Here is a 23,755-nt window from a genome sequence, read left to right on the forward strand (position 1 = left end):
GGTGAAACATATGAAAAAAAATTACATTGTTATTTTTATTATATATTTACTAATATTTGGAAGTACAGTTTATGCTAATGATGGTAGTTCATTTATTATGGATGAACAAATAGATATTTTAAATATCGGTGATTTAGAAAAAATTGTAGAAGATACAATGAGAGAAAATGAACTTTTACCAAAGTTTAATACCAAAGATTTTTTGCTAGGTTTAATAAAAGGTGATGTGAAATTTACTTTTAAAGATATCGTTAAAAATATTGGGTTATTATTTTTTAAGGAACTGAGAACATCATTAATTTTACTAGCTAAAATTCTTATTATTACACTAATTTCTTCAATATTGACTAATCTTCAATCAACTTTTGAGAATGCTTCTGTTGCAGAATTAGCAAATTACATTTCATATGTTTTAATTGCAATCTTGGTAATCAGTAGTTTTACTCAAGTAATGGAACTTGCAAAGGAGACAACAGACAGAATGGTTGGGTTTATGCAAGCAATTCTTCCAATTTTACTTACTCTACTCACTGCAGCATCAGGACCTAATACTAAAATGCTGTTTCATCCAATGATACTTATGACGGTAAATCTTATTGGAATTTTAATAAAAACTATAATTCTACCTTTGATTTACTTCTCATTTATTATAAGTATTATAAGCAATATATCAAATAGAGTAGAGTTTAGTAAGCTATCTGAATTAGGTAGACAAGTAATAACCTTTATAATCTCTGGTGCTCTTACTTTATTTATAGGTATAATTACTATTTATGGTCTAGGAACAAAAATAGATGGATTGACTATAAGAACAGCAAAATTTGCTGTAGATAAACTAATACCTATTGTAGGAGGCTTTTTATCTGATGCTGTTGAAGCTGTAGTAGGTTGTTCTGCAATATTAAAAAATGGCCTTGGATTTATTGGACTTCTGATCTTATTATTTATATGTATTTTACCTGTTATTAAGATTTTAGTATTGCTGTTTACTTATAAACTAATAACAGTAGTTATACAACCAGTAGGGTCTAGTAATTTAGTTGAATTTTTTAATCAAGTTGGAAAATCTTTGCTACTTATTCTAGTTAGTCTTATTTCTACTGGAACAATGTTTTTTATTACTATAACTATTATTGTTGAGGCAGGAAATAATTTACTAATGTTAAGGTAGGTGAATATATGTATGCAATATCTTTTATAAGTACATGGTTAAAGGATATAGTAGTTTTATTTATACTTATTTCAATTGCAGAGCTTATAATGCCTAAGGGGAATATGAAAAAATATATTAATATGGTAATAGGATTGTTAATCATATTTACAATTATCAGTCCATTTGCAAAACTTTTAAAATTAAATTTTAACTTTGAACAATCAGTGTTTAACTACTCTAAGCCAAATATTTTTGACAATGAGCAAAACAATGAACTTTACACCCAGCAGGAGAAGCAAATAGAAAAAATATACAAAGAAAAAATATCAAAGGAGATAACAGGATTGATTGAAGAAAAAACTGATTACAGAGTAGTAGATATCGTAGTTGGAATAATAGATAAGGAAGAAAATTATGGGGAAATAGACTATTTAAATATTCTTGTAGGGGAAAAGGAAGAGATTACAGATAAAAGTAAAATTCATGTTGGAAAAGTAAAAACGATTGAAATACAAAACAATATAAAGGATATAAAATCATTAGATGAAGATTATAAAGATTTAACAGACTTGAAAGATTTAATATCTAACAACTATTTAGTGGATAAGGATAGGATAAATATAGAAATAGATAAAAAGGGGAAAGGTGAATAAAATGAACGAAATATTAGATAAAATAAAAAAATATCTAGAAAAAATGAATAATAAAAAGTTTATTAATAATTTATTCATAATACTGCTTATATCCATCATATTTTTAATTGTAGCTAATGTTTTTCTAGGATCTAAAACTGAAGAAATTGATAACAGTAATGATCAATATCTGAAGGAGACTGATTATAACTTAGAATCAGATTATAGTGGCTATCTAGAAAGAAAATTAGTTACTATTCTTAGCAAGCTAAATGGTGTAGGGAAAGTAAGTGTCATGGTAACTTTAGAAAATAGCATAGAGAAAATAACTGCTGCTAACACCACAAAGACTACAGAAAATACTGTAGAAAATGATTCAGAGGGAGGGACTAGGGAGGTACATAGGGAAGATATAACTACTCAAGTAGTAACTAGGGGGAATGATGGTTCACTGTTAGTAGTTAAAGAAATTAAACCCACTGTACAGGGCGTTATTGTAGTTGCAGAGGGTGCAAATGACCCTGAAATAAAAGAAATGCTTTATGATGCTGTGAAAACTGTATTAGGAATAAAGGGGAATAAGGTTCAAGTATATTCAAGTAAATAAGGGGGAGAATAATTATGTTTAAAATTAAAAGACCTGCAATTATTGGGTTATTAGTTGTATTGTTAGTATTTACAGGATATTTAAATCATCAATTAACACAACAAGCTCAACGTAAATCTTCAAAAGATTATCAAAATCATGAATTAATGGAATTAGCTAAGAATGAAAAATACCAAGAAGATATAGAAACAGGTATGACTGAGTTAAATATTGACCCTGCTGAAGAAGTAGATATAATAGATTCAACAAAGACTGAGGGAAATGATGCACTTGAAGCAATGTATACAGAAGCTAGTAAAAACATTAAAAATTATTTTGTTGAGTATAGACTATCTAGGGATAAGCTGAGGGCTTCTTTAGTTGATAGATTAGATATAATCGTTAATAATAAAAACACATCTGAAGATGTAAGAAAAGAGGCTCAAATGGAAATAATGAAACTTGGAAACAACTCAGAAAAAGAACTTCAAATTGAAGGGCTGATAAAGGGTAAAGGTTTTGATGATGCAATTGTGTTTTTAACGGATAAGGATATAAAAATAGTTGTATCAAGTGCAGAACTAACAGAGCAAGATATGATAAAAATCCTGGATATAGTAAAATCAGAGACGGATTATGATAATAATAATATTAAAATAATGAAAAAGCAATAGAAATGTTTGTAAATGATATTATCCTCTGATATAATAGCCTTAAGAACTTATAGTTGTATGGAGGTGTTTAATTTTGGCTGATAATTATAATGATGAGAATATTGAACATGGTACAGTAAGAATCTCAGATGATGTTATTGCAATCATTGCTGGGGTTGCTGCTACTGAAGTTGATGGTGTAGCAGGTATGAGTGGTGGCATTACTGGCGGAATTACTGAAATGTTAGGTATGAAGAACTTATCTAAAGGTGTTAAGGTAGAAGCTGGTGAAAAAGAAGCTGTCATAGATTTATATATTATTGTGGAATATGGTTCAAAAATCTCTGAACTTGGTAAGAATGTACAGGAAAATGTTAAAAATACAGTGGAAACTATGACAGGTCTAAATGTTGTAGAAGTAAACGTAAATATTCAAGGTGTAAATATTCCAAAGGAAAGAAAAATAGAAGTAGAGCCAAGAGTAAAATAGTATATTTACCCTCTGTAGACCAGAGGGTAATTTTAAATACTGGGAGAGGGGATATACTGATGAAGATCTTAGATAGGTTAATTATTGCTTTATTTGCTTTATGTATATTAGTATTGTCTTTTTGTATTATTGTAATTCCTTTTAATATTTCTGGGCCTTTATCTATAAATAGTATTATTAATATGGTTGCTAATATGAATAGAAACTATTATTATACTTTAGCGGGGATAGTTTTACTTATTGCTAGCATAAGAATTATTTTTTCTGGTTTTTCTAGAAAAGATAATAAAACTGAAGGTTCATATTTAGTTACAACAAATGAATATGGTGAAATTATTATTTACGCTAACACAATAATTGGACTAGTACAGAATGTAGTTGATAAATTTTCAGGGATGAATAATATTAGAACTAGTGTAAATCTTTTAGAAGGACAAATTAAAATTGAGCTTATGGGAGATGTTTTACCAGAGATTAATATTCCAGAGGTTACTAAAGAGTTACAAGTTATGGTAAAAGAGTATATTGAAAATGCAACTGGAGCAAAGGTAGCAGAAGTGAAGGTAAAAGCAAACAATGTAGCGGCACCTACTAGGGTTGTAAGGTAAATGGGGTGTTGTATATGGGTAAACAAATGTTAAATGACCTTTTAGAATTAGTTAGTAATAACAAAGGAAAATTTTTTGGTGCTTTATTAGGATTCTTATTAGGTGTTGTAATTCTTATTATTGGTTTTTTTAAAACCATGTTTATTTTTATATGTACTTGTATAGGATATACTTTAGGAAGCAAATCTTATAAAAATATTAACTTTAGAGAATTGTTGGAAAAAGTACTTCCTCCAGGTGGCAGAAGTTAATATATTATTATAGTTTTAGATTTGTAGGAGGGAAAAATGGGAAGAAAGCAAGCAAGAGAAGGAACAATGAAAATACTCTATCAAATGGAAATAAATGAGGATTTTTCTGATGAAGCATTAGGACTATATTTTAATAATTTTCCTTTTGATGAATTGGAAAAGGAATATATTTTAGATGCGATGACTAAAATAAAAGAAAATTTAGAGTCAATTGATAAATATATTGAATTATATTCAGAAGGATGGAATTTAAATAGACTAGCAAAAATTGATTTAGCAGTTTTACGTATAGCTGTATATGAAATTCTATATAGAAAAGATATACCAATAGAAGTGTCTATTAATGAAGCCATTGAAATTGTAAAAAAATATAGCACAGAGGAATCTTTTAAGTTTATCAATGGAGTATTGGGTGGATTCGTTAGAAATATTGATAAAAAATAAATACTATGGAGATAAGATATGGATATACGGCCTCTAAAGGTAAGTGAAGTGAACTCTTATATCAAAAGAGTATTTCTAGGAGATATGATTTTATCTAATTTAAGTGTTGAAGGTGAGATATCAAATTTCAAACATCATTACAGCGGGCATATGTATTTTAATCTTAAAGATGAAAAGGGTAAAATCAAAGCTGTTATGTTTAAAAGTGATAATGAGAATTTAAAGTTTAATCTTGAAGATGGGATGAAAATTATAGCAACAGGTTATGTTTCTTTATATGAAAAAGAAGGAGATTATCAACTTTATATCAGACATATTAAGGAAAGTGGATTAGGGAATTTATATAAAGCTTTTGAGGAACTAAAGAAAAAATTAGAATCTGAAGGAATGTTTTCAGAATGTGACAAGAAGCCTATTCCATTTATGCCAAAGAAGATAGGAGTTGTTACTTCGTCTACTGGTGCTGCTATAAGAGATATAATTACTGTAATTAAAAGAAGATTTCCACCATGTAATATACTCATATATCCATCTTTAGTACAAGGCTCACAAGCACCTATGGAAATTTGTAAGGGACTTAATTATCTAGATAGTAGAGAAGATATAGATCTTATTATAACTGGTAGAGGTGGAGGTTCTATAGAAGAGCTTTTCGCTTTTAATGATGAAGAAGTTGCTAGAACAATTTATAGATTAAGAACTCCTGTTATATCTGCTGTAGGTCATGAAACAGATTTTACTATAGCAGATTTTGTTGCTGATTTAAGAGCGCCTACGCCATCAGCAGCGGCAGAACTTTCGGTGCCAGATATTTGCCATTTAAATAGTGAATTGGAAAGTAAATACAATAGATTAACTAAGTTAATGCTTAATCTTATAGAAGATTATAGAATAAAGATCAAACATTTAAATGCAAATCTTAAGTTCTATAATCCTATGAATCAGCTAAGAGATAAGAGACAAGAAATAGATAGTTTATTTAGAGATTTAAATTATATAGTAGAAAAAAAACTTATGGGTAAAAAATCAGAGCTATTAGACTTGAAAAATAGTCTTGATTTATTAAATCCATTTTTAGCTTTAGATAGAGGTTATGGTATTTTAATTGATAGCCAAGGGAATATAATTAAATCTATTGATGATACTACAATAGATGAAGAAATTAATATACTACTGAAAGATGGAAAAATAAGGTCCATAATAAAGAGTATTGATAAGGGGGAGCTCGTAGTTGAAAAATAAGGATTTAACTTATGAGGAAGCTATTTTAAAATTAGAGTCTATACTAAAAGAATTAGAGGAAGAGAATTGTACTCTTAATGACTCCTTAGATAAATTTAAGAAAGGTATGGACATATATAATTATTGCAATGAGTTATTATCTAAGGCAGAAGGTGAGATTAAAATTTTATTAAAAGATGATAATGGGAATATGGTAGATATTGAATTCCCTACGGAGGGATAAATGTGGAAAATGAACTAAAAAGTTTAATTTCAATTATTGATCAAGAACTTAAGAAAAGATTTAGAGATAGAAATGGTTATCAAAAGAGAATCTTTGAAACTATGGATTATAGCTTATTTACAGGAGGTAAAAGACTAAGACCTATAATGGCTATTAAATCCTATGAGATGTTTGGCAAAGATATTGAGGAAGTATTACCCTATGCAGTAGCTATTGAGATGATACATACATATTCTTTAATCCATGATGATCTTCCAGCTATGGATAATGATGACTTTAGAAGGGGAAAACCAACTAATCACAAGGTATTTGGTGAAGCTATGGCAATACTTTCTGGTGATGGCTTGCTGAATTCTGCTTTTGAAACTATTGCAGATCATATGGAAGAACTTAAAACTATAGATAACTATAAAAAACATATAAGAGCATTTAAAGAGATTAGTAGATATGCAGGTGTATATGGTATGATAGGCGGACAAGTGGTTGATTTGTTTGCCAATCATGATACGATGGCAGAAGATAAACTAATGTTTATGTATAAAACAAAAACTGCCGCTTTAATTCAATCTGCTTTGGTTACAGGTGCAATTGTTGGAGAAGCTAAAGAAGAGGAAATTGAATCCATAAGAGAATTTGGATTAAATCTTGGATTAGCTTATCAGATTAGAGATGATATTTTAGATATGAATCAGGATAAAGATATAAAAAAACTAACATATTTAACATTTCATGACATTAATAAGGTAGAATTGCCGCTCGTGAATATAGCAACAAGGCTATTGATGCCTTAATGACATTGAAAAATAGAGATATTAATTTTTTAGTTTCTCTAACAGAAGAACTGGTTAAACGTGATAATTAGTATAATCTCAATTGAATTTTAGGAAAAATTATGCTATAATATTTTTAGCTTGAGTGGTACAGTATTCTAGTCAGCACAACTATTCTAGAGGGCGGGGCTAAAAATCCGTCGAAGGGCATATCGATGAAGTTCTTTGTTTCGGCTTGCGACGCCCAGTCGTGGGTCCTTACAGGGAGTAAGAGGGATGGGGCGATCTGCAATGGCATGCAGGCGATGACCCTACTCTCGTGGAGACATGATATTCCATATTTTAAAAGACATATCATGATAAACCTGCTATGTATATATTACTAGAAGCAGAGTAGCCTGCCTTGAGTGAAGTATGGCGGATGATAAGTTCAACTTGAGATATTAAAGGGCCCGATATATCTTAAGTTCTGTTATCGAAACCTATTTTGCAAAAGAGGCTAAGGAATAGAATGGCTGCAGAGGAAAACTCCTAGACTGTTCTAAAAGAGGTAAGTTGTGGATTACAGTGCGGACTAAGTGGCAATCCAGTTTTATCTTTGGCGACAAGATGATAATAGAATTAAAGGGAAACCGCTGTTATGGCGACAGACAGTTTTTATTAGGGAAATCCTGCTGGACCTAAAGCCGTAAGATTTACACAGTTTACTACCACTCTTATAGCTGATAGCTTGTAGCTATCAGCTTTTTGTGTATATACTATTATTAGTTTTCGTATAAAGGGTCATGGAGGGAACACTAATATATGAATAAAAAAGAAGAAGAAGGAATTTTTACTAGATATAATTTAAAATGGGTGTTTTTTATAAGTATATGGACTTTTATTATGTCTATTATTGTTTCGGTTATTACTGAGAATTTAGTTACAAATTTAGATATTGCAGCGGCATTCATCGTTTTAATTGTTATTATTTTAATAGGAATTATTTTTGATATTATAGGAATAGCTGTAACTACAGCAGAAGAAAAACCTTTTCATGCTATGGCAGCTAATAAAGTTGAAGAAGCAAAATTTGCAATAAAACTTGTTAGAAATGCAGGGCAGGTATCGAACTTTTGTAATGATGTTATAGGAGATATTAGTGGTATCTTATCTGGTGCAGCAGGTACTACAATAATATATAAATTGATGGATAGATATAGTTTAGTAGATGGCACGATGCTTACAATAATAATTACTTCTTTAATAGCTGCATTTACAGTAGGAGGCAAGGCTTTTGGTAAATCAATAGCACTATTTAACTATGAAAGAATTATTTATAGTATTGCTAAAATATTGAATCTAATAGAGAAAAGGCTTGGGATTGATATATTCCCTAATAAGAAAAAAAATAAAAAGTAATTTATTTGGAGAGATGATAAGTGAAAAAAAGAGCGGATGTAATTTTATATGAAAAAGGTCTAGTGGATTCTAGAGAGAAGGGAAAGAGAGTAATAATGGAAGGTTCAGTCTTTATTGGTAACCTTAGAATTGACAAACCTGGAGAAAAATTAGATGAAGATGTGGAAATTATTATTAAAGAGAATCCCAATATATATGTGAGTCGTGGTGGTTTAAAGCTTGAAAAAGCTATTGATAGTTTTGATTTATCCTTACAAGATAAAGTAACCATGGATATTGGATCTTCTACGGGAGGTTTTACAGATTGTATGTTGAAAAATGGAGCCTCAAGGGTTTTTGCTGTTGATGTAGGTTACGGTCAGCTGGATTGGAAGCTACGAAATGATTCTAGAGTGGTAGTTATGGAGAGAACCAATATAAGAAATGTAACAAATGAAGATATCGGAGAAAAAATAAATTTCATCTCTATTGATGTATCTTTTATCTCTTTACGTTTAGTTCTACCTGTGGCAAAAAATTTATTAGATGAAAATGGAGGAGTAGTTGCCCTAATTAAGCCACAGTTCGAAGCTGGAAAAGATAAAGTTGGAAAAAAAGGTGTTATTAGAGACAAAAAAATACACTTTGATGTAATAAAATCTGTAATGCAATTTTGTCTTGAGATTGATTTGGGTATTTATGGATTAACATACTCACCTATAACTGGTGCAACGGGAAATATTGAGTTTTTAATTTACTTAAAAAACAATATAAATAATATAATAGATGATGAATCAATTTTTGCAGTTATTGAAGAAGCTCATAGTACTCTTAGTTAAATGTAATTTTATTAATTTGGGGGTTTTTACATGCTAGTTGAGTTAAGTATTAAAAATTTTGCAATTATTGAGGACTTGAAGGTAAATTTTACTAAGGGATTAAATATTATTACGGGAGAAACTGGATCTGGTAAATCTATATTAATAGAGGCTATTGGTATTATTTTAGGATCTAGATGTAATAGAGAATTTATACAATCTGGCCATGAAAAGGCTATACTAGAAGGGGTTTTTTATATAGAGAACCCATCTATTATAATGCCTATTTTAGAGGAATATTCTATAGATATGGATGATGATAATCTTATAATTATTTCTAGAGAAATTTACTTAAATAGTCCTAGTTTATCTAGGATTAATGGAAGAAATATTACTTCCAGTATGCTTAAAAATATAACAACAAAATTAGTTGATATATTTGGACAGCATGAGCATCAGTCATTGTTAGATTCATCTAATCATGAAATTTTAGTAGATTCTTTTGGAGATCGTGATCTAATAGAATTAAAAGAAAAAATTAAAATGTATTATGACGAATGGATAAATGAGAAAAAAAGATAAAAAAATTATCTATAGATAGTAGTGAAAGAGATAGAGAGATAGATATACTAAAATTTCAGCTTCAAGAAATTGATGATGCAAAACTTAATAATGATGATGAATTAAATATTGAAAATGAATATAGACGATTAACTAATATAAATGAAATATCTTGTTCTATTGAAGAATCATTGGCTTATTTAAACAATGAAAGTTTCGGATCATCTGGAATATTAGATTTAATGAATAAAAGTATTTCGCTTATTGCTAATGTAAAAAAATTTGATGAAAAATTTGTAAATTTACATAAGCAGTTTGAAGGTATTAATTACGAATTGCAAGATTTATACAGAGAGTTAAGGAATTATTTAGATAATATAGAGGTGGATTCAGAAAGGCTAAATTTTTTAACTGATAGGATTAATCTTGTAAATAAATTAAAAAAGAAATATGGGAATACTATAGAAAAGATTTTAGATTTTAGAAATAAATCGGAAGAAAGATTAGATGAATTGCTTAATTTTGAGAAAGAGTTTGAAGAAACAAATAAAAAGATATTAGAATTAGAAAAGAATCTTGAGATATATTCTGAAAAACTATCAGTTAAAAGAAAGAAGATTTCAAATATTTTAGAAGAAAATATAAAAAGAGAATTAGCTGACTTAAATATGACGAAGGTTGATTTTAAGGTTGATTTCCAAAAAAAATCTCAATTTACTTCAGAAGGTAATGATAAGATAGAATTTCTTATATCGACAAACTTAGGTGAAGAATTGAAACCTTTATCTAAGATTGTATCTGGTGGAGAAATGTCAAGAATAATGTTAGCATTCAAGAGCATATTAGCATTTTTTGATCAGATACCTACTATGATATTTGATGAAATTGATACAGGAATCTCTGGAAGAACAGCTCAAATTGTGGGTGAAAAAATACATAATATTTCAAGAAATCATCAAGTTTTGTGTATTTCTCATTTACCCCAGATTGCAGCTTTAGCAGATAGTCATTTTGTTATAAATAAAGTGATATTAGAAGATAAAACCAATACTGTAATCTCTAAATTGTCGGATAAGGATCGTATTGAAGAAATGGCAAGACTATTGGGAGGTGTTGATTTAACTGATACAACCCTTAGACATGCTTCGGAAATGATTGATATGTCTAAAAAAATTAAAGAAAGAGCGTAAGTGTTTTGACATGAAGTCAAAGCACTTTTTTATTGGTAAAACTTAAATCAGTTGTCATTTAAAAATTTTTTAATAGAGAATAATTAATTTAAAAAAAGGCTAAATTATATATGAAATTGAAAATAGGAGGTGAGTTTGACAAAGCCAGTTAGGAGAGTGATAATGTTTGGGTAAATTAAAATTTAGCCGTAAAATTATAGTTTCTATTTTAATATTAGTTGTATTAGGTTTAAGTATACAGACCAACAAAATTTTATTTTATCCTTCAAGTATCAATATTGTTAAAGGAGAAAATAAGAATCTAGATATATCATTTCCTTTTTTCTTGGATATTAGCCAAGAAAAAGAGAATGTAGTAGAGGCCAGTTATAGCGAAGCTGAAAGTATTAGGTTTAAAAAATCTTATCAATTAAATGGAATAGATGCAGGAGAAGCAGAGTTACAGCTAAAACTCTTAGGATTTATTCCTGTTAAAAATTATAATGTAAATGTCATCAATAGACCTGAGTTGGTTCCAGGTGGAAATGCTATTGGTGTTAGATTAAATACCAAAGGTGTTTTAGTTGTAGCTGTGACAGATGTTATTGATATTAAGGGACATAGATCTAGCCCAGCTAAGGAGGCAGGTTTAAAAGTAGGAGACAGTATTATTGAAATAAACGGTACAAAAGTGCAAGATGCTGAACATGTGGTTAGTATTTTAAATAATATTAAAGACTCAAATGTGAAAATAGTAGTACAAAGAAATAAAGTAGAATTTGTTACTGAGGCTAAACCTATACAGAGCATACAAGATAATTGCTATAGGCTTGGTATTTGGGTAAGAGATAAGACCTCTGGAATTGGAACCTTAACCTACTACAATAAAGATACCAATGAATTTGGCGCTTTAGGTCATGGGATTGTTGATATGGATACAGGAGGACTGCTATCAGTAGAAAAAGGTAAAATAATGAATGCCAAAATATCAAAGATAGAGCAAGGAAAGAAAGGTACTCCCGGAGAAATCAGAGGTGTATTCTATGAAACAAATAATCTACTTGGAGATATAAGTATTAATAGTGCATATGGTATATATGGAACTATTAATCAAAACAATATAAAACCTATACAGAACAAACCTATACCAATTGGATTTAAAGAGGAAGTAAAAGAAGGAAAAGCGCATATTTTAACTACTATTGAAGATAATAAGGTAGAAAAGTTTGAAATTGAAATAATAAAGGTACAACCACAACTGAAAGCAGATCAAAAAAGTATGATAATAAAAATCACAGATCAAAAACTTTTAGAAAAAACTGGTGGGATAGTACAGGGGATGAGTGGTAGTCCTATAATTCAAAATGACAAATTAGTTGGCGCTATCACTCATGTTTTTGTAAATGATCCTACTAAAGGTTATGGTATATATATTGAGTGGATGTTAGAACAGATAAATAAGCCCTAGGGGCTTATTTTTTTCAAAAAATTTATAAAAAAAGAAGGAGTTTTAATACATTTGTCGAATTAATATATATGTATTATAATAAATTATACAAAAACAGGGGGATTAAGAATGAAAAAAACAAAAGTTATGATTGCAGATGATAATAGAGAATTTAGTGAAATATTAACTCGATTTATATCATCTTATGAAGAGTTTCAAGTTGTTGGGGTGGCTAAAGATGGCATTGAAGCATTAGAGGTTATAGATAGAGAGAAACCAGATGTTTTAATTTTAGATATTATTATGCCCCATTTAGACGGATTAGAGGTATTGGAAAGGCTAAATAGTTTTGGAGATAGTAATTTTCCTAAGGTAATAGTACTATCAGCTGTTGGGCAAGATAAAATTACTCAAAGAGCTATTGAACTTGGAGCTCATTACTATGTTGTCAAACCATTTGATTTCCAAGTTTTTATGAAAAGATTAAGACAAATAGCTGGCATGGAAGAAAGTATAATTAGGGTTAAAGAGAGCTCAGAAGTATTTTCATCAAATAGACCTGTTTTTGCAGAAAAGAATTTAGAAGCTCAAATAACTAGAATTATTCATGAAATTGGAATTCCAGCTCATATTAAAGGTTATTTATATTTAAGAGAGGCTATAGCTATGGTTATTGAAGATATGGATTTTTTAGGTGCAATAACTAAAGAGTTATATCCCACCATAGCAGCTAGATTTAACACAACTCCATCTAGAGTGGAAAGAGCAATTAGGCATGCAATTGAAGTAGCCTGGACAAGAGGAAAGATAGATACTATAAATAGATTGTTTGGATATACTATAAGTAATAATAAAGGGAAACCAACGAACAGTGAATTTATAGCACTTATTGCTGATAAATTGAGGCTAGAACAAAATGAATTAATGGCAAGTTTTTGATAAAACATCCTCCTAATTATTTAGGGGGGTGTTTTTAAGAGTATCGGCTACAAATCTTTTATGATATAATATATTTTATTTTGTCAATAATAGTTATATATATTTTATGGAGGTTATTATGTACATAAAAGGAATTGTGAAAAGGGATAGAAAAACTAAAAATTTAGTTAATAGACTAGAATACAAAGATATTGCTATTATCTCTCATAGAGATTTAGATGAAATAGCCGCAAATTCTTTAGCAGATAAAAAAGTTTCTTGTATAATAAATACAGAAAAAACAATAAGTGGAAAGTATCCTAATCGAGGACCGGCTATTTTAATGGAAAAAAATATACCTATTTTTGAAGTAGAAGATATTGAAATCTTTGATTCAATTAAAGAAGGTGATGAAATTGAAATTAATGATAATGATATAGTATTCATGGGAAAAAAAATCGGAAAATGTACTTATATTGATCATAGTATGATTGAAGAATTGACAAAATTGGGTTATGATAATATTGAAAGTGAATTAGATTCTTTTATCGAAAATACATTGGAATATGCAAAGAGAGAAAAGGGACTAGTTACTGGAAATATAGAAATTCCGAAGATAAATACAAATATAGGAGAAAGACATGCTCTTGTTGTTGTAAGAGGGATAGATTATAAAAGAGATCTAATAACTATTAAATCATATATCAATGAAGTAAAGCCTATACTAATAGGAGTAGATGGTGGCGGGGATGCTTTATTGGAGTTTGGATTTATACCAGATATAATAATTGGAGATATGGATAGTGTATCTGATGATTGCTTATTAATGGCCAAGGATGTTATAGTACATGCATATACTGATGGAAGGGCTCCAGGATTAGAAAGAGTTAAAAGTCTTGGAATAGAACCTAAGTTATTTATAGCGCCTGGTACTAGTGAAGATATTGCTCTTTTGTTGGCTTATGAGAATAATGCAGATTTAATTGTAGCTGTTGGAACCCATACAAATATGATTGATTTCCTAGAAAAGGGAAGAAAAGGAATGTCCAGTACATTTCTTGTAAGATTGAAGGTAGGAGGCAAATTAGTAGATGCTAGAGGCGTAAATAAACTTTATAGCTCTACATTTAAAACTAAATATCTAGTGTTAATCTTGATAGCTGCTCTTATTCCAATATTTATTTTGATTCTTATTAATCCTATAACTAAATCATTTTTAACATTATTAAAAATTAGGCTTAGATTATTATTTGGCCTTTAAGGAGTGATAGTGTGTTACCCAGTATGAGATTTTATATAATTTCTATTGTTTCTATTTTTGTGGCTCTGGGCATAGGAATATTTATTGGCTTTACCATGGATACTCAAGAATTTGTTATTGAACAACAAGAAATTATTAATGAAATAATAGAATCACAATTTGAAACTTTAATTAATGAAAATAAGGAACTTAAAGCTAATGTAAATACATTAGAATCAGAGAATGAATATAAAGATGAATATATAAATCTAAGTTATGAATCTATTATAAAAGGAAAATTAGAAGGACTTAAGGTAGGAATAATTGAAACTAGTGAAGACTATGTCACATCAGGAATAGGTAGAGATTTGGAGATGTCAGGGGCTAAAGTAATAAACGTTACCACTTTAAATAATAATATAATAGATAAGGAAAAATTAAGTAATTTATATAAAAGATTAAATATAAACGTATCTAAAAATCCTGCAGAAACTACCATTACGACTATAACTGAGTCTATAATATCTGGTGTATCATCTCCGATGTTTGAGGATTTAGAGAAGGAAGGTTTTATTGAAACTATAGGTAATTATGAAGAAGATATTGACTATTTGATTATTTGTGGAGGAAGTTATGATGATAACTCTAAAAGAATTAATCAAGTTGATAGGATTATTGTTGGAATAGCTAAGAAATATAATATACCTATAATAGGTGTGGAGAAGTCTAATGTTAATTATTCTTATATATCAGGATATAAGGACTTAGATATTTCTACTGTTGACAATGTTGATATGACTATAGGCAAGGTTGCTATGATATTAGCTATGGAGGGTATAGGAGGACATTATGGTATTAAAAATACTGCAGACGGTGTAATTCCTTACTTCAATAAAGAATGATTTTAGGAGAGATAGTATGGAAAAAAGTGGAAGACTTGTATGTGTAGTTCCAGTTTATAATGAGGCAGATCTAATAGTGGATACTGTAGAAGGGCTAAAAAAGGTAGAATTGATTGATGAAATTGTTGTAGTAAATGATGGTTCAAAGGATAATACATTAGATGTGATTAAAACATTGAATATATCTATTATTGATCTAGATAAAAATTATGGTAAAGGCCATGCAATGAAAAAGGCAATAGATACTTTAGAATATGATTATATTACATTTATTGATGGTGATTTAGGTGAAACTAGTATACAAGTAGAGAGCCTTATATTGCCAGTTATTAATGGAGAAGCTGATGTATCTATTGCTAAATTTCCTAAAAGAAGTGATATGACTCATACTAAGGGTGGATTTGGGGGAGTAAGAGCATTAGCTAAAAAAGGAGTCTATTTCTTTACTAAGAAAGAAATAGATACCTCTTTATCTGGTCAGAGAGTATATAAAAAAGAAGTTATAGATAAAATAGACTATATACCTGATAGATATGGTATAGAAGTTGCCATGACTATTCAGACAATCAATAATGGATTTTCAATAATAGAAGTACCAGTTACTATGAATCATAGATACAGTCAAAGAAATTTAAAAGGATTTATACACAGAGGAAAACAGTTTAGAGATATTTTAAAAACATTTATAACTATGTATTTTAGAAGGTGAGTTTATGAATTACTATTATCTAATTAGCTTGATATTATCTTTTCTTTTAACTTATGTTGCATTGCCGAAGGTTATGGATATGTTATTGAGGTCTAATATTGTATGCGAAAATTTTAAATCTGATTTAATACCCACATCTATGGGTATAGTATTTGTTTTTATTCAAGTGATTACTCTAGGTACTCTACAAATATTGTTTGACTTTAATAATAATTTTAATTTAGTATATCTTGTGGGATTTATTTTTATAGGCTTACTAGGTTTATTTGATGATTTAACTGGAGAAAAGAAAATAAAAGGATTGAGAGGACATATAAAGGCTTTTTTTAAAGGCACTCTTACAACGGGAGCTATAAAAGCATTTCTAGGTTTCTTTATTTCATTAGTTGTTAGTTCATATATTTCTAATTCATTTAAGGATTTTATTATTAATTCCTTATTAATTGGTCTATTCACTAACTTTGTAAATCTTTTTGATCTGAGACCTGGTAGGGCAGCTAAGTTGTTTGTTGCTATTTCTTTAGTATTTATAATAACTAATTTTACTAAAGATAATAATTATATTTTATTTTCTTTTTTCGGAATACTTATTCCATATATAATTTTAGACTTAAAGTCTAAAGTGATGATGGGAGATGTAGGTTCTAATACTTTGGGATTTACCTTAGGTATATATGCTGCAACAAGTTTAAACCCTATGGTTAAATATACGATTTTAATATTACTGATAATTTTTCATATTATAGCTGAGAAGGTTTCCTTTTCTAAGATAATTGATAATAATAAATTTTTAAGATTTCTAGATAATATTGGAAGGTAGTGAGATATTTTGATTGGTTATAAAAATGGAATTGTAATATCCATAATTAGCGAAAATGAACATTTGGCTATAATTAGTGTTAATGTTGAAGATTATACTTATAATGCTGTAAATTACAAGGATTTTACTGGTGATGTTAAAGTAGGAGATGAAGTTGTACTAAATACTACTGCTGTTGATTTATCATTAGGAACAGGTGGGCATCATTTTGTTATGTATAATTATAGAAATAAATCTATGAATCTTAAGGGACCTGGACATATTATGAAACTGAGATATACTCCATATCAGATGAAATGCTTGGCTGCAGAAGAAGAGGCCAGTCCCTATCATGATTTATTTAATGAATTTAAATCGTTAGATAATCATATATTTGTTGTAGCAACTTTACATAGCATGATTGCTCCAATTATGGCTATGATTAAATATCTTAATAAAGAGATAAAAATTAATTATATTATGACAGATGGAGGTGCATTACCTTTACATTTTAGTAATACAGTGGTTGAATTAAAGAATAAAAAAATTTTAGATAATACTATCACTGTAGGACATGCATTTGGAGGTGACTTAGAATGTATTAATATATATACAGGATTAATTGCTGCTAAAGAAATACTTAAAGGTGATGTTACTATAATATCTATGGGGCCAGGGATTGTAGGCAGTGGAACAAAATATGGTTTTACTGGTATGGAGCAAGGATATATAATTGATGCCATAAATAATCTTGGAGGATTAGCAATTTCTGTACCAAGAATTAGTTTCAAAGATAAGAGAGAGAGGCATTGTGGTATAAGTCATCATACAATTACTACATTGTCTCAAATTACGAATACTAAATCTAATTTGATTTTACCTTATTTAGGAAAGGATAAGAAAAACTATATTATAAAGCAGATAGAAGAGTCAGGAATTAACAAAAAACATAATATTATATTTGAGGATGGAGAACAAATTATTAAGGCAATGAATGAATTCAATTTAAAAACAACTTCTATGGGTAGAACCATAGAAGATGATATAGATTATTTTACTAGTTTAGGTGCTGTAGGAAAATATATAGCAAACTTATTTTAAGAAAGGAGGATGTTAAATGGTATTTGAAGAAAAAACCATGAAATCTGATAAGTTATATGAAGGAAAATTACTTAATTTAAGAGTGGATACAGTAGAAATACCTGATAAAAAGTATTCTAAAAGAGAGATAGTTGAACATCCAGGAGGAGTAGCAGTCATACCTGTGACTGATGATAATTCAATTATATTAGTTAGACAATATAGAAAAGCTGTTGAAAGGTTTTTACTAGAAGTTCCAGCAGGTAAATTAGAATTAAATGAGGAGCCAAGAGAAACAGCTGTAAGAGAGTTAAAAGAAGAAACAGGATATGAAGCTAAAAAACTAGAATATTTATTAGAGTTCTATACTTCTCCAGGATTTTCTAATGAAAAAATATATTTATTTTTAGCTACTGATTTAGTGGAGGGAGAACCTACTCCCGATGTTGGAGAGTTTATTGAAACTGTGAAATATAATATTGAAGACCTCATTAAAATGGTTGAAAGAGGCGAAATCACTGATAGCAAAACTATTATAGGTATAAATTTTGCAAAAAAATATATAGACAAAAAACAATAAGTGATAATATCCTCCTTTTTAGCATAATATTTCTATAAGGCTTGTATACAAAAGGGGGAAAATATATTGATATCTACAAGAACTAGAAATTTAAGTAAAAGACATTTTCAAAATAATTTTATTGTATATTTTATACTAGTTATTTTCTTTGTGATTGGCATAATTATTGGTGCAATACTTATAAATAGATTAAGTGCTGAAGAAAAGTTAAAGATTGCCAATTATTTTAGTTGGATTTTTAAGTATATTGGAGAAAAGAACTATAGATCCATAGATATATTTAAATTATCTTTATTTTCCAATGTGAAGATAGTATTGGTTATTTGGATCGTAGGGCTTATTGGATTAGGTATACTAATTATACCTCTAATTCTTTGCTGTAAGGGTGTAGCAATTGGATTTACCGTTGGATTTTTAGTAAAGGAATTTGGAATAAAGGGTTTTATGTTTGCGTTATCAGGGCTTTTGCCACATTATTTGATAATTATTCCTGGATTTTTGGCTATAGGAGCAGTGGGATTATCTTATTCTATGTATAGAGTAAAAAGTAAGCGAAACAGAATATACTCTAAAGATATAGCAGATTATTCAATTTTAATTTTATTATTTTTTATAGTTGTTATAGTTGGATCTTTTGTAGAAGGATTCATTACACCTTATTTTTTAAATTTAATTAGATTTAGTTTATAATATTTTTAAAATCGTTATTACAAAGGAGAAGTAAGATGTCGGACAGGATTATGGTAGATTATTTAGAATATATTAAAAACGAAAAAAAAACTAAGAAATAATACATTAGAGGCATATATTAGAGATGTCTTGCAGTTTAAAGAGTATTTATCAGAGCATGATATTGATGAGTATAAAGAAACAAATAAAACTATTATAATTACATATTTAATGAACTTGCAGAAAAATGGAAAAGCGACTTCAACAATATCTAGAAACTTAGCTTCCATTAGATGTTTTTTTCAATATCTATTAAATAACAATATGATTGATGAAGATCCTACATTAAATTTAAAGTCTCCAAAATCAGAAAAAAAGATACCATCTATTTTGACTACAGAAGAAGTTAATCTTTTACTATCACAGCCGAAATCAAGTAACTTCAAAGGAGCTAGAGATAAGGCTATGCTTGAACTGTTATATGCAGCAGGACTTAGGGTATCAGAAATAATATCTCTTAATATTAATGATATAGATTTAGAACTAGGCTTAATCAGTGTTAAGGAGAATGATAATAATCAGAGAGTTATACCTATTGGAACTTTAGCATTAGATGCATTGACTCATTACATAGCTACATATAGACCAGAAGATCCTGAGAGTGGAAATGAGCCTCTTTTTATAAATTATAGTGGAAGCAGACTTACAAGACAAGGATTCTGGAAAATAATTAAGCATTATACAAAGAAATCTAATATAGATAAGATTATAACTCCTCATACTTTGAGGCATTCATTTGCTGTTCATTTAATAGAAAATGGTGCAGATATTAAGACGGTGCAGGAAATGTTAGGGCATTCTGATGTATCTACTACTCATATATATTCATTTGCATCAGATGATAAAGAATTAAGAGAAGTATATAGAAAATCACATCCAAGAGCTTAGGGGGAAAAAAGATGGATTATATGAAAAAAATTAAAGATGCTGTTGATTTTATAATTTCACAAACTACCTATTTACCTAAAATTGGTTTAGTATTGGGGTCAGGATTAGGAAGTTTAGCAGATAAAATTGAAAATCCTACTATAATAAAATATGAAGATATACCTGGATTTCCAAGATCAACTGTAGAAGGACATGCTGGTCAATTAGTTATAGGAGAATTATCTGGAAAAACTGTTGTTGCAATGCAAGGTAGGTTTCATTTCTATGAAGGTTATCCTTTAAGGGATGTTACATTTCCTATTAGAGTGATGATAGGAATAGGTATAGAAAGTCTAATAGTAACTAATGCTGCTGGAGGAGCTAATACTGATTTTACTCCTGGAGATTTAATGATTATTCGTGACCATATAAACTTTACGGGGCAAAACCCTTTAATTGGTGAGAATTTAAGTCAATTAGGACCTAGATTTGTTGATATGTCAAGACCTTATAATATAGAATATATTAGCTTGGCTCAAAAAATAGGTAAAAAATTAGGACTAGATCTTAAAGAAGGAGTATATATGTGGTTTACTGGACCTACATATGAAACACCAGCAGAAGTAAAATTAGCTAGAATTTTAGGTGCTGATGCTGTTGGTATGTCTACAGTCCCAGAAGTAATAGTTGCTAATCATCAAGGAATAAAGGTCCTAGGCATATCATGTATAACTAATATGGCATCAGGTATTTTAGATCAGCCTTTAAATCATGAAGAAGTTGTGGAGACATCTATGAAAGTAAAAGATAATTTTGAAAAGTTGTTAATTGATATAATTTACAATATATAATTGGAGTGATATCTATGAGAATGTATGATATTATCAAGAAAAAGAGGGATGGATATTCTCTTACAACAGAAGAAATAAATTATTTTGTAGAAAATTATACTAATGGAAATATTCCAGACTATCAGGCTTCGGCTTTGCTAATGGCTATTTATTTTAATAAAATGAATAAAAGAGAAACTTTAGATTTAACTAAAGCTATGATTAACTCAGGAGATACTTTTGATCTATCTAGTATAAATGGAATAAAGGTTGATAAACATTCAACTGGCGGGGTAGGGGATAGCGTTACTTTAATTTTAGGTCCTATGGTTGCGGCTTGCGGAGTCCCCTTCGTTAAGATGTCTGGCAGGGGATTGGGTCATACAGGAGGCACTCTGGATAAATTAGAATCGATCAAAGGTTTTAAAGTTGCTTTAAGCAATGAAGAATTTGTGAGAAATACTAATGATATAAATATTTCTATTTGTAGCCAAACGGGAAATATTACACCCGCAGATAAAAAACTTTATGCTTTAAGAGATGTTACAGCTACTGTTGAAAATCTATCACTGATTGCAGGGAGCATTATGAGCAAGAAACTTGCCATTGCATCAGATGCAATAATTTTAGATGTGAAGGTTGGATCAGGAGCTTTTATGAAAAATATAGATGATGCTATTGGTTTGGCTGAAGAAATGGTTACCATTGGAAACTCATATGGTAGAAAAACAATTGCCGTAGTCACAAATATGGATGAACCCTTGGGAAAAGCTGTTGGAAATGCTTTAGAGGTAAGGGAAGCCATTGAGACTTTGAGAGGCCAAGGGCCAGATGATTTATTTGAATTATGTTTAGTTCTAGGTTCTAAACTACTAGTTCTTGCTAAAAAGGTAAAGGATGAGGTAGAGGGACGAGCACTGCTAATAGATACTATAGATTCAGGAAGAGCATATGAAAAGCTGATTGAATTAGTGGAGCATCAAAATGGAGATATTTCATATGTAAAAATCCAGATTTATTACCTAAGGCTAAATATATTTTAGAGGTAAAGAGTCTTAAGGAAGGATATGTCAAAGCTATTAATGCTGAAGAAGTAGGAAAAACTGCATTAGCATTAGGTGCAGGTAGAGAAACTATAGAATCTCAATTAGACTTAGGAGTTGGAATTTTATTAAATAAAAAGGTAGACGATAAGGTTCAAAAGGGTGAAGTATTAGCTTATATTCATGCAAATGATTTAGAGAAGGCTAAAGAAGTTGAAGAAAAATTATTAGACATATTTATCTTAGGTGATAAAAATATAGAAAAGAAAAAGTTAATATATAAAGAGATAGGTCATATTTAAAATTATAACCAATTATTGTAAATTATTAATACTCAGTATAACTAAGGAATTTTGTGGATAATATAAAAGCAAATATATGAAATGGAGGTAATAGGTTGAGAAGAAGACTTGTATCCATTATATTATTGCTTTTAATATTAATCGTTTCTATTCCATTAGGAGTATATGCTGATATGGATTTAAATGTGAATGCCAAATCTGCATTGCTAATGGATGTTAATACAGGAGCTATAATTTACAAGTTAAATGAAAATGATAGATTAGCTCCTGCTAGCATAACTAAGGTAATGACTTTACTATTAGGAATGGAAGCAATAGATTCAGGTAGAATTAAATTAACTGACAAAGTAATGGTCAGTGAACATGCTTCTAAAATGGGAGGATCTACAGTTTTTCTGGAAGCAGGAGAAACTCAAACTGTAGAAGATTTGTTTAGAGCTATTGCTATTAGGTCTGCTAATGACGCTTCTGTTGCATTAGCAGAGCATATTGCAGGTTCAGAAGATATTTTTATAAAGATGATGAATGAAAAAGCTAAATCATTAGGTATGGAAAATACTAAGTTTTATAATTGCAGTGGATTACCTAATGAAAATCACTATGTTTCTGCCTATGATGTAGCATTGATGTCTAAAGAACTATTAAAATACGATAGAGTTCATGAGTGGTTAACTACTTATATGACTGATATGCAAGTAGGTAAAACTAAATCTAGCACACAGACTATGGTAAACACCAACAGATTGATTAAAGAATATGAGGGTGCTAATGGAATTAAAACAGGTTCAACTAATGAGGCAGGATTTTGTTTATCTGCATCAGCTAAACGAGGGAATTTACAATTAATAGCAGTAATTATGGGAGCGAACAATTCTAAGCTAAGATTTGATGAAGCTAAAAGAATGTTAGATTACGGTTTTGCAAATTATGATTCCATCTCTATAGGAAAGAAGGGAGATATCATTGCTACGTTGCCTGTAGAGAAAGGAAAGGCTCAAGAGGTAGAACTGATGCTTGCTAAAGATTCTTATATATTATTACCAAAGGGAGAGAAAGGTAATATTAGCAAAGAGCTTGTTTTACCAGATATGATTGATGCGCCAATAATATCTGGGGATGAATTTGGTGAACTGGTAGTTAGTATAGATGGTAAAGAAGTTGATAAAATTAAATTAGTTTCTAAAACGAATATAGATAAGGCTAATTTATTCAATATGCTAAATAGAACCATAAAGAGTTATTTAAGAGGAAGATAAAATTAGAATAAAGATTTCTTTATAACCTCGACTTTAATAGGTCGAGGTTGTATAATGTTATAGTATAGGTTAT

At 29.4% G+C, this 23,755-nt stretch carries 27 protein-coding genes and 1 pseudogene; all 28 read left to right on the forward strand.

The window, feature by feature from the left end:
- Positions 1-10 precede the first annotated feature (10 nt).
- The gene (gene spoIIIAE, locus CIW83_RS07720) at positions 11-1,171 is read left to right on the forward strand and encodes a stage III sporulation protein AE (RefSeq protein ID WP_094900267.1); all 1,161 of its coding nucleotides are present in this window, start codon (positions 11-13) and stop codon (positions 1,169-1,171) included.
- 8 nt (positions 1,172-1,179) lie between these two features.
- Positions 1,180-1,806: a stage III sporulation protein AF gene (spoIIIAF, locus tag CIW83_RS07725; protein WP_094900268.1), complete on the forward strand. Its 627-nt coding sequence runs from the start codon at positions 1,180-1,182 to the stop codon at positions 1,804-1,806.
- Position 1,807: 1 nt separating this feature from the next.
- Positions 1,808-2,392: a sporulation stage III protein AG gene (locus CIW83_RS07730; protein WP_094900269.1), complete on the forward strand. Its 585-nt coding sequence runs from the start codon at positions 1,808-1,810 to the stop codon at positions 2,390-2,392.
- A gap of 14 nt (positions 2,393-2,406) precedes the next feature.
- Complete coding sequence (locus tag CIW83_RS07735; protein WP_094900270.1) at positions 2,407-3,045, forward strand: SpoIIIAH-like family protein; 639 nt, start codon at positions 2,407-2,409, stop codon at positions 3,043-3,045.
- Positions 3,046-3,118: 73 nt separating this feature from the next.
- Positions 3,119-3,514, forward strand: coding sequence for an Asp23/Gls24 family envelope stress response protein (locus CIW83_RS07740; RefSeq protein ID WP_094900271.1), 396 nt, complete (start codon positions 3,119-3,121; stop codon positions 3,512-3,514).
- Between the two features lie 59 nt (positions 3,515-3,573).
- Positions 3,574-4,122, forward strand: coding sequence for an alkaline shock response membrane anchor protein AmaP (amaP, locus tag CIW83_RS07745; RefSeq protein WP_094900272.1), 549 nt, complete (start codon positions 3,574-3,576; stop codon positions 4,120-4,122).
- 14 nt (positions 4,123-4,136) lie between these two features.
- Entirely contained in the window at positions 4,137-4,373 is a 237-nt protein-coding gene (locus CIW83_RS07750; RefSeq protein ID WP_094900273.1) for a DUF2273 domain-containing protein, read from the forward strand.
- Between the two features lie 36 nt (positions 4,374-4,409).
- Positions 4,410-4,817: a transcription antitermination factor NusB gene (gene nusB / locus CIW83_RS07755; protein WP_094900274.1), complete on the forward strand. Its 408-nt coding sequence runs from the start codon at positions 4,410-4,412 to the stop codon at positions 4,815-4,817.
- An 18-nt stretch (positions 4,818-4,835) separates the two neighbouring features.
- Positions 4,836-6,059, forward strand: coding sequence for an exodeoxyribonuclease VII large subunit (gene xseA / locus CIW83_RS07760; RefSeq protein ID WP_094900275.1), 1,224 nt, complete (start codon positions 4,836-4,838; stop codon positions 6,057-6,059).
- Positions 6,049-6,282 carry an exodeoxyribonuclease VII small subunit gene (xseB, locus tag CIW83_RS07765; protein ID WP_094900276.1) on the forward strand — a complete coding sequence of 78 codons (234 nt, stop codon included), beginning with the start codon at positions 6,049-6,051 and terminating at the stop codon, positions 6,280-6,282. The genes xseA and xseB overlap by 11 nt, the downstream gene beginning before the upstream one ends.
- A gap of 2 nt (positions 6,283-6,284) precedes the next feature.
- Positions 6,285-7,073, forward strand: a complete 789-nt coding sequence (locus CIW83_RS07770) for a polyprenyl synthetase family protein (RefSeq protein WP_094900277.1) — start codon at positions 6,285-6,287, stop codon at positions 7,071-7,073.
- 783 nt (positions 7,074-7,856) lie between these two features.
- On the forward strand, positions 7,857-8,453 hold the full coding sequence (locus CIW83_RS07775) for a hypothetical protein (RefSeq protein ID WP_094900278.1): 597 nt from the start codon (positions 7,857-7,859) through the stop codon (positions 8,451-8,453).
- Between the two features lie 20 nt (positions 8,454-8,473).
- The gene (locus tag CIW83_RS07780) at positions 8,474-9,271 is read left to right on the forward strand and encodes a TlyA family RNA methyltransferase (protein ID WP_094900279.1); all 798 of its coding nucleotides are present in this window, start codon (positions 8,474-8,476) and stop codon (positions 9,269-9,271) included.
- Positions 9,272-9,301: 30 nt separating this feature from the next.
- Entirely contained in the window at positions 9,302-9,832 is a 531-nt protein-coding gene (locus CIW83_RS07785) for an AAA family ATPase (RefSeq protein WP_094900280.1), read from the forward strand.
- 170 nt (positions 9,833-10,002) lie between these two features.
- A complete protein-coding gene (locus CIW83_RS07790) occupies positions 10,003-11,001 on the forward strand; it encodes a DNA repair protein RecN (protein ID WP_094900281.1) in 999 nt (332 codons plus the stop codon).
- 166 nt (positions 11,002-11,167) lie between these two features.
- On the forward strand, positions 11,168-12,448 hold the full coding sequence (gene spoIVB, locus CIW83_RS07795; RefSeq protein WP_235601257.1) for a SpoIVB peptidase: 1,281 nt from the start codon (positions 11,168-11,170) through the stop codon (positions 12,446-12,448).
- A 108-nt stretch (positions 12,449-12,556) separates the two neighbouring features.
- Positions 12,557-13,366, forward strand: coding sequence for a sporulation transcription factor Spo0A (gene spo0A, locus CIW83_RS07800; RefSeq protein ID WP_094900282.1), 810 nt, complete (start codon positions 12,557-12,559; stop codon positions 13,364-13,366).
- 118 nt (positions 13,367-13,484) lie between these two features.
- The gene (gene steA / locus CIW83_RS07805; RefSeq protein WP_094900283.1) at positions 13,485-14,606 is read left to right on the forward strand and encodes a putative cytokinetic ring protein SteA; all 1,122 of its coding nucleotides are present in this window, start codon (positions 13,485-13,487) and stop codon (positions 14,604-14,606) included.
- 11 nt (positions 14,607-14,617) lie between these two features.
- Positions 14,618-15,487: a copper transporter gene (locus CIW83_RS07810; RefSeq protein ID WP_094900284.1), complete on the forward strand. Its 870-nt coding sequence runs from the start codon at positions 14,618-14,620 to the stop codon at positions 15,485-15,487.
- Between the two features lie 16 nt (positions 15,488-15,503).
- Positions 15,504-16,196, forward strand: a complete 693-nt coding sequence (locus tag CIW83_RS07815) for a glycosyltransferase family 2 protein (protein WP_094900285.1) — start codon at positions 15,504-15,506, stop codon at positions 16,194-16,196.
- 4 nt (positions 16,197-16,200) lie between these two features.
- Complete coding sequence (locus tag CIW83_RS07820; RefSeq protein ID WP_094900286.1) at positions 16,201-17,016, forward strand: phospho-N-acetylmuramoyl-pentapeptide-transferase; 816 nt, start codon at positions 16,201-16,203, stop codon at positions 17,014-17,016.
- A gap of 9 nt (positions 17,017-17,025) precedes the next feature.
- Positions 17,026-18,096 (forward strand): DUF3866 family protein, encoded by a 1,071-nt coding sequence (locus CIW83_RS07825; protein ID WP_094900287.1) that lies wholly within the window; start codon positions 17,026-17,028, stop codon positions 18,094-18,096.
- Positions 18,097-18,112: 16 nt separating this feature from the next.
- Positions 18,113-18,655, forward strand: coding sequence for an NUDIX hydrolase (locus tag CIW83_RS07830; RefSeq protein ID WP_094900288.1), 543 nt, complete (start codon positions 18,113-18,115; stop codon positions 18,653-18,655).
- A 66-nt stretch (positions 18,656-18,721) separates the two neighbouring features.
- Entirely contained in the window at positions 18,722-19,345 is a 624-nt protein-coding gene (spoIIM, locus tag CIW83_RS07835; RefSeq protein ID WP_158220050.1) for a stage II sporulation protein M, read from the forward strand.
- A 129-nt stretch (positions 19,346-19,474) separates the two neighbouring features.
- Positions 19,475-20,272: a tyrosine-type recombinase/integrase gene (locus CIW83_RS07840; protein WP_304440618.1), complete on the forward strand. Its 798-nt coding sequence runs from the start codon at positions 19,475-19,477 to the stop codon at positions 20,270-20,272.
- A gap of 11 nt (positions 20,273-20,283) precedes the next feature.
- On the forward strand, positions 20,284-21,102 hold the full coding sequence (locus tag CIW83_RS07845) for a purine-nucleoside phosphorylase (RefSeq protein ID WP_094900291.1): 819 nt from the start codon (positions 20,284-20,286) through the stop codon (positions 21,100-21,102).
- 14 nt (positions 21,103-21,116) lie between these two features.
- Positions 21,117-22,426: pseudogene (locus CIW83_RS07850) on the forward strand (pyrimidine-nucleoside phosphorylase).
- A gap of 95 nt (positions 22,427-22,521) precedes the next feature.
- Complete coding sequence (locus CIW83_RS07855; RefSeq protein WP_094900292.1) at positions 22,522-23,682, forward strand: D-alanyl-D-alanine carboxypeptidase family protein; 1,161 nt, start codon at positions 22,522-22,524, stop codon at positions 23,680-23,682.
- The last annotated feature ends 73 nt before the right edge of the window (positions 23,683-23,755 follow it).

Origin of the sequence: Tissierella sp. P1 (genome assembly GCF_002266425.1) — a bacterium.
GTDB lineage: Bacteria > Bacillota > Clostridia > Tissierellales > Tissierellaceae > Tissierella > Tissierella carlieri.

What these genes read in the sequence shown, in the direction of transcription:
- spoIIIAE (WP_094900267.1), top strand. Translation starts at nt 11, where the DNA reads ATGAAAAAAAATTACATTGTTATTTTTATTATATATTTACTAATATTT.
- spoIIIAF (WP_094900268.1), top strand. Translation starts at nt 1,180, where the DNA reads ATGTATGCAATATCTTTTATAAGTACATGGTTAAAGGATATAGTAGTT.
- CIW83_RS07730 (WP_094900269.1), top strand. Translation starts at nt 1,808, where the DNA reads ATGAACGAAATATTAGATAAAATAAAAAAATATCTAGAAAAAATGAAT.
- CIW83_RS07735 (WP_094900270.1), top strand. Translation starts at nt 2,407, where the DNA reads ATGTTTAAAATTAAAAGACCTGCAATTATTGGGTTATTAGTTGTATTG.
- amaP (WP_094900272.1), top strand. Translation starts at nt 3,574, where the DNA reads ATGAAGATCTTAGATAGGTTAATTATTGCTTTATTTGCTTTATGTATA.
- CIW83_RS07750 (WP_094900273.1), top strand. Translation starts at nt 4,137, where the DNA reads ATGGGTAAACAAATGTTAAATGACCTTTTAGAATTAGTTAGTAATAAC.
- nusB (WP_094900274.1), top strand. Translation starts at nt 4,410, where the DNA reads ATGGGAAGAAAGCAAGCAAGAGAAGGAACAATGAAAATACTCTATCAA.
- xseA (WP_094900275.1), top strand. Translation starts at nt 4,836, where the DNA reads ATGGATATACGGCCTCTAAAGGTAAGTGAAGTGAACTCTTATATCAAA.
- CIW83_RS07775 (WP_094900278.1), top strand. Translation starts at nt 7,857, where the DNA reads ATGAATAAAAAAGAAGAAGAAGGAATTTTTACTAGATATAATTTAAAA.
- CIW83_RS07785 (WP_094900280.1), top strand. Translation starts at nt 9,302, where the DNA reads ATGCTAGTTGAGTTAAGTATTAAAAATTTTGCAATTATTGAGGACTTG.
- spo0A (WP_094900282.1), top strand. Translation starts at nt 12,557, where the DNA reads ATGAAAAAAACAAAAGTTATGATTGCAGATGATAATAGAGAATTTAGT.
- steA (WP_094900283.1), top strand. Translation starts at nt 13,485, where the DNA reads ATGTACATAAAAGGAATTGTGAAAAGGGATAGAAAAACTAAAAATTTA.
- CIW83_RS07815 (WP_094900285.1), top strand. Translation starts at nt 15,504, where the DNA reads ATGGAAAAAAGTGGAAGACTTGTATGTGTAGTTCCAGTTTATAATGAG.
- CIW83_RS07820 (WP_094900286.1), top strand. Translation starts at nt 16,201, where the DNA reads ATGAATTACTATTATCTAATTAGCTTGATATTATCTTTTCTTTTAACT.
- CIW83_RS07830 (WP_094900288.1), top strand. Translation starts at nt 18,113, where the DNA reads ATGGTATTTGAAGAAAAAACCATGAAATCTGATAAGTTATATGAAGGA.
- CIW83_RS07845 (WP_094900291.1), top strand. Translation starts at nt 20,284, where the DNA reads ATGGATTATATGAAAAAAATTAAAGATGCTGTTGATTTTATAATTTCA.